This is a genomic window from Aurantimonas sp. A3-2-R12 (genome assembly GCF_036016755.1).
In the GTDB taxonomy this organism is placed as follows: Bacteria; Pseudomonadota; Alphaproteobacteria; order Rhizobiales; family Rhizobiaceae; genus Aurantimonas; species Aurantimonas coralicida_A.
Genome location: NZ_JAYXIH010000072.1, coordinates 1 through 9,873 on the forward strand (window position 1 = coordinate 1; position 9,873 = coordinate 9,873).

The 9,873-nt window shown below is 65.4% G+C and carries 11 protein-coding genes; 7 read left to right on the forward strand and 4 right to left on the reverse strand.

Translation table 11 applies throughout. The features are described 5' to 3' along the window. Positions 1-507: 507 nt before the first annotated feature. The 3 genes from VSX60_RS21140 to VSX60_RS21150 all read right to left on the reverse strand — a co-directional run bounded on the left by VSX60_RS21140 (position 508) and on the right by VSX60_RS21150 (position 2,679). Positions 508-1,146, reverse strand: coding sequence for a TPM domain-containing protein (locus tag VSX60_RS21140; protein ID WP_327626228.1), 639 nt, complete (start codon positions 1,144-1,146; stop codon positions 508-510). Between the two features lie 2 nt (positions 1,147-1,148). After that, positions 1,149-1,991, reverse strand: a complete 843-nt coding sequence (locus VSX60_RS21145) for a TPM domain-containing protein (protein WP_327626229.1) — start codon at positions 1,989-1,991, stop codon at positions 1,149-1,151. A gap of 61 nt (positions 1,992-2,052) precedes the next feature. Next, a complete protein-coding gene (locus VSX60_RS21150) occupies positions 2,053-2,679 on the reverse strand; it encodes a LemA family protein (RefSeq protein ID WP_327626230.1) in 627 nt (208 codons plus the stop codon). Positions 2,680-2,803: 124 nt separating this feature from the next. On the opposite strand from VSX60_RS21150, the gene VSX60_RS21155 reads away from it, so the two are divergent. The 5 genes from VSX60_RS21155 to zapE all read left to right on the forward strand — a co-directional run bounded on the left by VSX60_RS21155 (position 2,804) and on the right by zapE (position 6,817). Beyond that, positions 2,804-3,061, forward strand: a complete 258-nt coding sequence (locus VSX60_RS21155) for a hypothetical protein (RefSeq protein WP_327626231.1) — start codon at positions 2,804-2,806, stop codon at positions 3,059-3,061. Between the two features lie 11 nt (positions 3,062-3,072). Further along, positions 3,073-3,966 carry a pyridoxal kinase PdxY gene (pdxY, locus tag VSX60_RS21160; protein ID WP_327626232.1) on the forward strand — a complete coding sequence of 298 codons (894 nt, stop codon included), beginning with the start codon at positions 3,073-3,075 and terminating at the stop codon, positions 3,964-3,966. 99 nt (positions 3,967-4,065) lie between these two features. After that, positions 4,066-4,719 carry a carbonic anhydrase gene (locus VSX60_RS21165; RefSeq protein ID WP_327626233.1) on the forward strand — a complete coding sequence of 218 codons (654 nt, stop codon included), beginning with the start codon at positions 4,066-4,068 and terminating at the stop codon, positions 4,717-4,719. Positions 4,720-4,919: 200 nt separating this feature from the next. After that, the gene (locus VSX60_RS21170; RefSeq protein ID WP_327626234.1) at positions 4,920-5,489 is read left to right on the forward strand and encodes a protease inhibitor Inh/omp19 family protein; all 570 of its coding nucleotides are present in this window, start codon (positions 4,920-4,922) and stop codon (positions 5,487-5,489) included. A 158-nt stretch (positions 5,490-5,647) separates the two neighbouring features. After that, on the forward strand, positions 5,648-6,817 hold the full coding sequence (gene zapE / locus VSX60_RS21175; protein ID WP_327626235.1) for a cell division protein ZapE: 1,170 nt from the start codon (positions 5,648-5,650) through the stop codon (positions 6,815-6,817). A gap of 155 nt (positions 6,818-6,972) precedes the next feature. On the opposite strand, the gene VSX60_RS21180 is transcribed toward zapE, so the two are convergent. Continuing rightward, positions 6,973-8,196 (reverse strand): GGDEF domain-containing protein, encoded by a 1,224-nt coding sequence (locus tag VSX60_RS21180; RefSeq protein WP_327626236.1) that lies wholly within the window; start codon positions 8,194-8,196, stop codon positions 6,973-6,975. Between the two features lie 489 nt (positions 8,197-8,685). Here VSX60_RS21180 and mdh point away from each other — a divergent pair, with 489 nt between their 5' ends. After that, positions 8,686-9,648 carry a malate dehydrogenase gene (gene mdh / locus VSX60_RS21185; protein ID WP_327626237.1) on the forward strand — a complete coding sequence of 321 codons (963 nt, stop codon included), beginning with the start codon at positions 8,686-8,688 and terminating at the stop codon, positions 9,646-9,648. Positions 9,649-9,707: 59 nt separating this feature from the next. Then, positions 9,708-9,873, forward strand: a 166-nt coding sequence (locus VSX60_RS21190) for an ATP-grasp domain-containing protein (RefSeq protein WP_327626238.1), incomplete at its 3' end; no start/stop codon positions are given.

The window sequence follows — 9,873 nt, forward strand, 5'->3', positions numbered from 1 at the left end:
AGGCCCAAAGCTCCAGCGTCGTCTCGATCGATGCGCCCATCATCCATGACCTCCGAATCATGGTCGCCCATGGATTCAGAACTCGTCGAAAGACGCAACTGTAATGCTAAGGCTCAGCCTTACGGGTGAACCGGAGGGGACGCGGCCGATTTCCCGGATTTGCACCCGTTGTCCGAACCGCTCCTTCAATGAGGATTTCGTCGACATCGAGCTTCTCCATGATGCCTTTCATCAAACCGCGCAATCGCGCCGTTCCCAATGACCTGATCCCGCGCCGCCTATGTGCACTTCGCGAAGCGCCACCGAACGCTCGGTCAATTCGATGACGCCCATCATGGACAGCGTTCCATGGGGTGAGCGAACTTCGATTGTGACGATGGGATCATCCGTGCCATCGACGTCGAGCGTCAGGTCGATGTGATCGGGAGTCACCCGCGACTACTTTATATATACGCAAATTGCGTAGTTATCCAGACTCATGATCAATCCCTAACCTGACATTTCTCCTCAGATCTCCACCAGCCGGTCGTCGATCTCGTTCGGATTGGCATGGTCGCCGGGAAAATGCGCCGTCAGGATCGCGCCGGCGGCGGTAACGGCCTGGACATAACCGTCGGCCAGACGGTTGTCCCGCGCGGCGGCGATGAGGTCGGCGACGATGGCGTCCCAGGCCTCCTGCGGTACCTTGGCGGCGATCTCCGCGTCGGCGACGATCTCGGCATAGCGCTCGGCTTCGGAGACGAAGACGAGGACGCCGGTGCGCCCGACGGTCGTGTGAATGTTGTGGGCGAAGAATTGCGACAGCGCCATGCGATGGGCGGGGTCCTCGGCAACGGCGCGCGGCACGAACACCATGCGAAGCCGGGGCACGAGCGCGAACAGCGCCAGCAGAGCGAGGGTGGCGGCGAGCTGGCTTGTCACCAACGCAAGACCCGAGATGGCAAAGCCGGCAAGCGGCGCGAACAGCGCCGCCAGCAGCGCGGCGACCAGCGACAGGGCGAGTGCGATCGTCGCCGGCACGAAGACATAGGCATCGCTGGTGCGCGCGAAAACCGCGTAGATTTCCCCGGTGGTGGTCGCTTCCGCGGCGCTGATCGCCGCGGCGATGCGGGCATGGTCGGCTTCGGTGAAACTGAGATGCGCCATATCTACCAGCTCCCCGACGATCCGCCGCCGCCAAACGATCCACCGCCGCCGGAAAAGCCGCCGCCACCGCCGCCGAAGCCGCCGCCGCCACCTGAAAATCCGCCGCGGCCCGACCGCCGCGACGCGCCGGCCGCATTGAGCGCCCATATCATCCCGAGCCAGCGATAGCGGTTCTTGCCGATTTTTTTGCCGTGCCGGCGGGCGAGATTGGTCATCACGAAACTGCCGATCACGAACACCCAGACGCCGACGAAGAACAGCGTGAACAGCCAGTCCGAGACCTCGCCGCCGGACCAGGATTCGTTGCGCTTGGCGCGCGCTTCCAGCTCGGCGGCGTCGCCGGACAGGACCTGCAGGATGCCGTCGACCCCCTTTACGATCCCCGCCGGATAGTCGCCGCTTCGAAAGGCCGGCAGGATGTCGTTCTGGATGACCAGCGTCGACAGCGCGTCGGTCAGGGTGCCTTCGAGGCCGTAGCCGACCTCGATCCGCACCTTTCGGTCGTCGCGGCTGACCAGCAGCAGGACGCCGTTGTCCTCGTCCTTCTGGCCGATCGCCCACTCCCGCGCCAGCCGATTGGCGTAATCGGCGATCTCGGAGCCCTGAAGATCGGGAACCGTTGCCACCACGACCTGGTCGCTCGATTGCGCCTCGAAGGCGGCCAACTTCTCGGTCAGCGCCGCCTCCATGCCCGGATCGAGCAGATCGGCGGTGTCGACCACGCGGCCGGTCAACGGCGGGAAGTCCTGCGCCGCCGAGGGAGCCATGCCCCCCAGCCATAGAGCCATCGCGAGGAGCAGCCACGCGGCGGCGCCACGGGTCTGCGGCGTGACTCGGCCAGTCATTGGCCAAGACCGGGTGGCGCGCATATCGGGCCGCGGCGTCATCGCCATCTTGGCGTGCTCCTCACTTGCCGAAATCGACCTTGGGCGGTGTCTCGGCGCCGGCGGTCGCGGTAAAGGCCTGCATCTCCTTGGCCTCCGGATAGAACAGCGCGGCGATCCAGCGACCGGGAATGGTCTTCAGCTCGGTGTTGTAGACGCGGACCGCGTCGATATAGTCGCGGCGGGCGACCGAGATGCGGTTTTCGGTGCCTTCGAGCTGGCTCTGAAGCGCCAGGAAGTTCTGGTTGGATTTCAGGTCCGGATAGCGTTCGACCGTGACCAGCAGGCGCGACAGTGCGCCGGACAGCTGATCCTGGGCTGCCTGGAATTTCTGGATGGCGGCCGGGTCGGTCAGCTGATCGGCGTTGATCTGCGTCTGCGTCGCCTTGGCGCGCGCCTCGACCACGGCGGTCAGCACCTCGCGTTCCTGCGCGGCGAAGCCTTTTACCGTCTCGATGAGGTTGGGGATCAGGTCGGCGCGGCGCTGATACTGGTTCTCGACCTGTGCCCAGGTGGCCTTGGCCTGTTCTTCATAGGTGGGGATCGCGTTGATCCCGCAGGCCGACAGCAGCGGCGCCACGATCGCCAACACGAAGGCGGTTACGATCGGTCGGAACCGGGGCGGTAGGGCGGCGGCAAGTGACGGCATGGTGGGTCTCCGGTCAGGGGCGGCGCGGCCCGTCGGCGCTTATGTAGACCATCTTCGCGCTTTCCAGAAGTCGAATGACACGCCCAAGGTTGCTCTCTTCAGGCTTTTGCGACAGAGATTTCGCATGACCGGCCATCATCACGACGACGAGCGCCAACGCGAGGCGAAAGCCATCCTCGAACGCGTGCGGCAGGAGACCGAGCCGCAGGTCGGCGGCCACACTGAGGCGATGCTGTTCAGGACGCGCGATCATTTCATGGCGCGCGACGCCGATCCAAACGATCGGATCGAGGTCATCGGCACGCGCATCGGACGTCTTGCCGCGATCGTCGGCTTCATCGTCTTCGCCGTCCTTCTCGCCATCCAGCTCGCAAGCGATTGAACGGCCGCCCCATGCCGACAGCCAAGTCCATTCAGCAGAGCGACCGGCCGGCCGTCATCTCGGTGTCGAGCCATGTCGCGCGCGGCACCGTCGGCAACCGCGCGGCGGTGTTCGCGCTGGAAACCCTCGGCTTCCCGGTGTGGTCGGTCCCCACCGTGACGCTGCCCTGGCATCCGGGCCACGGTCCTGCGACTCGCATCGTGCCGCCCGGCGCCGAATTCTCGGACCTGATGGACGATCTGGCCGGATCGCCCTGGCTGGGTGAGGTGGGTGCCATCCTTACCGGCTATTTCGGCGCCGAGGATCAGATCGCGCCCACCGCGCGGCTGGTCGAAGCCGTCAAGCGCGCCAATCCGAAGGCGATCTATATCTGCGACCCGGTGATCGGCGATGGCGGCCGAATGTATCAACCGCAAGCGACGCTCGCGGCAATCCGCGATCTGTTGATCCCGCTTGCCGACATCGCGACGCCCAATCGCTACGAGCTGGAATTCCTCAGCGGCCTCGAATTGACCGACAATGCCCATCTGATCGAGGCGGCGAGCGCGCTCGGGCCGCCGACCGTCATCGTCACCTCGGCCTTTGCGATGCTGCGCGGGGGGATCGGCAATCTGCTGGTGCGCGATTTCCAGGCAATGCTTGCCGAGCACAGGATTATCGAGAACCCGCCGCATGGTCTCGGAGATCTCACGGCGGCGGTGTATCTGGCCCGCGTGCTTGCCGGCGTCTCAGAGGAAAAGGCCCTGCAGACCACCACGGCGACCGTGTTCGAGATCCTCGCACGTACGACGAAGCGCGGTGCCGATGAATTGACGCTCGAAACCGACAGCGATAGCCTCAGGCATCCGATGGCGATGGTCCAGACCCGCCGCCTGGCCTATCCGGGCGGCAATCGCCGAGCTTGATCGGTGCGACCATCGGGCCGAATGCGGACGACCACAGGGCAATTGATTGCGCCCACAGGGCAATTGATTGCGCCGCAGCGAATCGCTACTGATCGCGGCATGACGAAATTTCTTCCCGACCACCTTATCAATGGCTACCGCGCCTTCGTCGACAAGCGGCTGCCGCAGGAGCGCCAGCGCCTGCGCCAGCTCGCCGAGGTCGGACAAAGCCCCAAGACGATGGTCATCGCCTGCTGCGATTCCCGCGCCGCGCCCGAGACGATCTTCGACACCGCGCCGGGTGAGATCTTCGTCGTGCGCAACGTTGCCAATCTGGTGCCGCCCTACGAGCCGGACGGCGAATTTCACGCAACCTCGGCCGCGCTGGAATTCGCCCTGCACGCGCTCAAGGTGGAGCATGTGGTGGTGCTCGGCCATGGCGGCTGCGGCGGCATTCACGCCGCGCTGTCGCCGGCCGCCGAGCCGTTGTCTCCAGGCGATTTCATCGGCAAGTGGATGAGCCTGCTCGATCCGGTTACGCGGGCGGTCGGCGCCAACGACCACATGACGGCGAACGAGCGGCAGGCGGCGCTGGAGCGCATCGCCATCCGCTATTCGATTGCCAATTTACGGACGTTTCCCATGGTCGAGAACCTGGAAAAGGAGGGTAAACTGTCGCTGCACGGGGCCTGGGTCGACATCCGGTCCGGCGAACTCTGGGCGATGAACCCGGAAACCGGGGATTTTTCCCGCGCGCTGGCCGACGCGGCCTGATCAAGCCGGCCGCTGCATCGACGCAGCGGCGGTCCGCCGGGCCGGTTTTCGTGGATTGTGGGTCACAGGATGGGATTTCTGTTGCATTTCGACACAATTGCGCCTTGCGAAGCGTGGCACTGGTCCGCTTTATGACAGGGAAGGTCTTGGGCGGTGTCGACCCGGGACCGCAAGAGAAAAGACATGCACGGGGAAATCTCATGACCAATTGGACCAGAACGGGAGCCGTTCTCGTCACACTGCTCCTGGCGGCAGGCTGTTCGCGATCGATGCCGTCCTTCGAGAGCAGTGGGCCCGCGCCGCTGACGCCGGCGCCCCGGCAGCGGGTCGCGGTCAGGAAGCTGCCGCCGCCGCCGCCGCCGGCCCCGGCCGCGTCACAGAATTCCTCCTTTGAGAGCGAAACCGACGTGACGGCCAACGAGACGGACCAGAATGCCTCGTCCGACAATTCGGCAAGTCAGGAGACCCAGGTCGCGTCCGTCAGTAGCGGGCCGATCTCGCGCAACTCCGTGCTCGGCGCCTACAAGGTGACGACGACGGGCGGCAACTGCCAGATCATCCTGTCGCTGACCAAGTGGACCGGCGGCTATCGCGCGGCATCACGCGGCTGCCCCGGCGCGGTCGCCGACGTCAGCGCCTGGGACGTCTCCGGCAATCAGGTCGTGCTGAAGGATTCCGGCGGCTCCAACGTCGCCAATCTCAACTCCTCCGGCGGATCGCGCTACGAGGGCCGCACCAAGAGCGGGCAGCAGATCAGCCTCTACCGGTAGGAACCGGCGCCGGACAGCATCGCTCGCCGCGCTGTCCGGCCACGCTTTGGAAAACGCCCGGCTCTGCGGTGCGTCCGCAAGCCTTCGCCGTGATCTTGGCGCGGGATGCGGCGGACCCGGCCTGCCGCCAGCTTTCCCAACGGACCCTTCGAGGAACGATGCCGAGCACCGCCACGCGCGACGACAGGAAGGCGCAAGGACCTGTCCGCTCGGCGCTGGAGCATTTGATCGCCATCAAGGAGATCGAGGCGGACCCCGGCCAAAGAGCGCTTGCCGACCGGCTCGACCACATCGATCAGACACTCTCGGCCGCCACCGTCGCCTCGAAAAAGAGCGCCCTCGGCTGGCTGTTCGGCAAGAAGCGCGAAGCCGACCCGATCCGCGGCGTCTATATCCACGGCGATGTCGGCCGCGGCAAGACCATGCTCATGGATATGTTCTTTCGCCAGAGTTCGGTGTCGGCGAAACGGCGCGTGCATTTCCACGCCTTCATGGGCGACGTCCACGAGCGCATCGGCGCCCATCGCAAGGCGGTGAAGGCGGGCACGGCCAGCGGCGACGACCCGATCGGCCCGGTCGCCGGCCAGATCGCCAAGGATGCCCGCCTTTTGTGCTTCGATGAATTCGCGGTGACCGATATTGCCGACGCGATGATCCTGTCGCGGCTGTTCAAGGCGTTGTTCGAGCAAGGCGTGGTGCTTGTCGCGACGTCGAATGTCGCGCCCGACGATCTCTATCGCGATGGTCTCAACCGGCCGCTGTTCCTGCCGTTCATCGACATTCTCAAAGCCCACACCGACATCGTCGCGCTCGACGGCGCGGAAGACTACCGGCTTGCCACGATCGGGCGTGACGACGTTTATCTCTCGCCGCTCGATTCGACCGCCGAGACCCGGATGGACGCGATCTGGCTGACGCTTCTCGACGGCGCCAAGGAGGGCGTCGCGTCGCTGTCGGTGAAGGGGCGCACGGTCAAGGTGCCACGCGCCGGCAACGGCGCGGCGCGTTTTTCCTACGACGATCTGTTGAAGCGCCCGCTCGGCGCGCAGGATTATCTGGCGATCGCACGGCGCTTCCACACGGTGATGCTCGACCGGGTTCCGGTGATGGACCTGGCTGAGCGCAATGAAGCCAAACGCTTTATCACCCTCGTCGACGCGCTGTATGATTCCGGTCGCCGGCTGGTAATGTCGGCCGAGGCATCGGCGGAGCGGCTCTATCGCGGTCGCTCCGGCGCCGAGGCTTTCGAGTTCGACCGCGCCGTCTCGCGTCTCGTCGAAATGCGCTCGGACGACTATCTGGCCCGGACGTCCGGCGTCTCCGGTTAATACCAACCTGCGGTGATAGGAACCCATTCGCCCGACCTTCGGTGGGCTGTACGGGCTTGCCGGACGGCGTCGCACCGCTTGCCCGATGCGCCGCATCGACCCGCGCGTCGCTCCTGGCCGGACAAGCCCGTTCAGCGCCATCGAATGGGTCCCTATCACCGCAGGTTGGTATAAAGCGCTAGTTGATGGGGTTCGCGTCGGAACTCGCCTGCCGGTCGCTGGGACATCTCGGCCCAGGCCGCGACCGGTTCCGATGGACGGGTGACGGCTCCATCGCGCGACCGGGCAGCCCGCGGTTTTCGGGCTGCTACGACGCAATTTCGTCCGGCGGCCTTCGCCCGATAGAGGGCGGCATCGGCGTCACGCCTGACCGACCCGGGACTGCCGCAGCGGTCGGTCTGGCTGACACCGATGCTGACCGTCAGGGGGGCGGCGTCGTCGATCTCCCCGAAGTGCTTCGCGGCGATGAGACGCCGTAGATGCTCCGCGCGGCGCATCGCGGCCGGCAGATCGCAATTCCAAAGCAGAACCGCGAATTCCTCGCCACCGTATCGCGCCACCATATCCTTTTCGCTTTCGAGGCGCCTCAGCACATCGCCGACGGCGGCAAGCGCGCGATCGCCGCAATCATGGCCGAATCGGTCGTTGATCGTCTTGAAGTGATCGACGTCGATCATCATCAGCGCAAACGGCCGAAGCGGCTGCACCGTCGTCCATTCCTCGAGCCGCTGGTCGAACGCCCGTCGGTTGGCAAGCCCGGTCAACGGGTCGGTGAAAGCATCAATGAGCAGGGATTTCTCCCGCGCGATCAAGCTATCCTCACGGCGCATCAGCGCGCCGAGAAGAAGGGTGGCGAGGATACAGGAGGCCATGAGCGCGGCGACCGAAAGGCCGATGGAGGTCGCGGAGGCCTGGATCGGCAGCAATGGCAGGAGCAGGGCCTGACAGGAGATCGTCAAGCCGAGGAAGAACAGGCTCGCGAGGCTGGCATGGCTGCGCCGGCGCCAAGTGTGCCACCAGAGCAGACCGGCGACGACCCCGAAGCCAAGAACGGCGAGACCGATGCCCGTTCCCGCCCCGCCGACGGCGATGCGGTAAATACCGGCGGCGGCGGCGGCGATCGTCGCGGGCAACGGTCCACCGAAGGCGGCGGCCAGCGCGACCACGATAATTCTCGCATCGATCATGATCCCGGGCAGGGGAATGGACGCCTGCAGCATCGTGGCGATCGCCGCGGCCCCGAAGACAAGCCCCAGGGTCACCGCTTGCGTGCCGCCGGGCCAGCGGGCGCGGCGAAGGGCTCCGTAGCTTATGGCGAGGAGGGCCAGCAGGCCGACATCGTTCGCCAGATCCAGGATCAGATTCACAGGCAGGTACATTCGGGTCGGCATCCTCGTCTGGCGGTCGAGCCGGTCAGGAGCCGGAACGATCCCGGATCGGACGGCGCGATGCCAATCGTTGATCCACTGCAATTACGTTTGGCGGACCGGTTTTGATCCTTGCGGCGAACGACGACGGTCGAACAGGACTAACAAAGCGCTAAAGCGCTAAAGCGCCACCGCCCGTAGGATCGGGAACGTCTAATATTCTTACTCTTACGTAATACCCGGATATTATAACCGATTGAATTCGCTAGAGCCTAATTGCCATGGTTGCATCCGCGGGCGGCCCGGTCTATTGCGTCGCCGCAACGGGGGCACCGTTCAGGGGCTTTTGGCATCGCGCTCAGCCGAATTTGCTGTTGCGGCTCCCCGCGACGACGGATTTCGGCAAACGGAGCGAAGGCTCCCTTGGCCCGGTCCGCGCACAACCAGCGGTCCGCTCCCGGTCTGACGCCGAAGCCGGCCGGTAGCAGGAGGAAAGCGGCCTTGGCCCGTTCGAAGATCGCACTTATCGGTTCCGGCATGATCGGCGGCACGCTCGCACATCTGGCGAGCCTGAAGGACCTCGGCGACGTCGTCATGTTCGACATCGCCGAGGGCACGCCGCAGGGCAAGGCCCTCGACATCTCCCAGTCCGGTCCGGTCGAGGGCTTCGACGCCCGCCTTTCCGGCGCCAACGACTATGCCGCCATCGAGGGCGCGGATGTGTGCATCGTCACGGCCGGCGTGCCGCGCAAGCCGGGCATGAGCCGCGACGATCTGCTCGGGATCAATCTGAAGGTCATGGAGCAGGTCGGCGCCGGCATCGCCAAATACGCGCCCAACGCCTTCGTCATCTGCATCACCAACCCGCTCGACGCGATGGTCTGGGCGCTGCAGAAATTCTCCGGCCTGCCCAAGGCCAAGGTGGTCGGCATGGCCGGCGTGCTCGACTCCGCCCGCTTCCGCACCTTCCTCGCCGAGGAATTCAAGGTCTCGGTCGAGGACGTCACCGCCTTCGTGCTCGGCGGTCACGGCGATACGATGGTGCCGCTCACCCGCTATTCGACAGTCGCTGGCATCCCGCTCACCGATCTGGTCAAGATGGGCTGGTGCTCGAAGGAGCGGCTGGAGGAAATCGTCCAGCGCACCCGCGACGGCGGCGCCGAGATCGTCGGCCTGTTGAAGACCGGCTCGGCCTATTACGCCCCGGCCGCCTCGGCGATCCAGATGGCCGAATCCTACCTCAAGGACAAGAAGCGGGTGCTGCCCTGCGCGGCGAACCTCAAGGGCGAATACGGCCTCAAGGACATGTATGTGGGCGTGCCCTGCGTGATCGGCGCCGACGGTATCGAGCGGGTGATCGAGATCGACCTCGCCAGTGACGAAAAGGCGCAGTTCGAGAAGTCCGTCGCCGCGGTGAAGGGCCTGATGGAAGCCTGCGCGGAAATCGCGCCGAAGCTGAAGTGATTTTGCCGGGCCGCCATTGAGCGGCCCGTTCCTTTTCCCCTCCGCGCCGAGGACGACAGATGAACATCCACGAATATCAGGCCAAGCAAGTTCTCAAGGGTTTTGGGGCGCCGGTGGCGGCGGGCGTGGCGATCACCGAGGCCTCGCAGGCCGAGGCCGCGGCGCGGCAGTTGCCGGGGCCGGTCTATGTGGTCAAGAGCCAGATCCACGCCGGCGGCCGCGGCA

What these genes read in the sequence shown, in the direction of transcription:
- pdxY (WP_327626232.1), top strand. Translation starts at nt 3,073, where the DNA reads ATGCCGACAGCCAAGTCCATTCAGCAGAGCGACCGGCCGGCCGTCATC.
- VSX60_RS21140 (WP_327626228.1), bottom strand. Translation starts at nt 1,146, where the DNA reads ATGGCGCATCTCAGTTTCACCGAAGCCGACCATGCCCGCATCGCCGCG.
- VSX60_RS21165 (WP_327626233.1), top strand. Translation starts at nt 4,066, where the DNA reads ATGACGAAATTTCTTCCCGACCACCTTATCAATGGCTACCGCGCCTTC.
- zapE (WP_327626235.1), top strand. Translation starts at nt 5,648, where the DNA reads ATGCCGAGCACCGCCACGCGCGACGACAGGAAGGCGCAAGGACCTGTC.
- VSX60_RS21170 (WP_327626234.1), top strand. Translation starts at nt 4,920, where the DNA reads ATGACCAATTGGACCAGAACGGGAGCCGTTCTCGTCACACTGCTCCTG.
- VSX60_RS21155 (WP_327626231.1), top strand. Translation starts at nt 2,804, where the DNA reads ATGACCGGCCATCATCACGACGACGAGCGCCAACGCGAGGCGAAAGCC.
- VSX60_RS21180 (WP_327626236.1), bottom strand. Translation starts at nt 8,196, where the DNA reads ATGTACCTGCCTGTGAATCTGATCCTGGATCTGGCGAACGATGTCGGC.
- VSX60_RS21145 (WP_327626229.1), bottom strand. Translation starts at nt 1,991, where the DNA reads ATGACTGGCCGAGTCACGCCGCAGACCCGTGGCGCCGCCGCGTGGCTG.
- VSX60_RS21150 (WP_327626230.1), bottom strand. Translation starts at nt 2,679, where the DNA reads ATGCCGTCACTTGCCGCCGCCCTACCGCCCCGGTTCCGACCGATCGTA.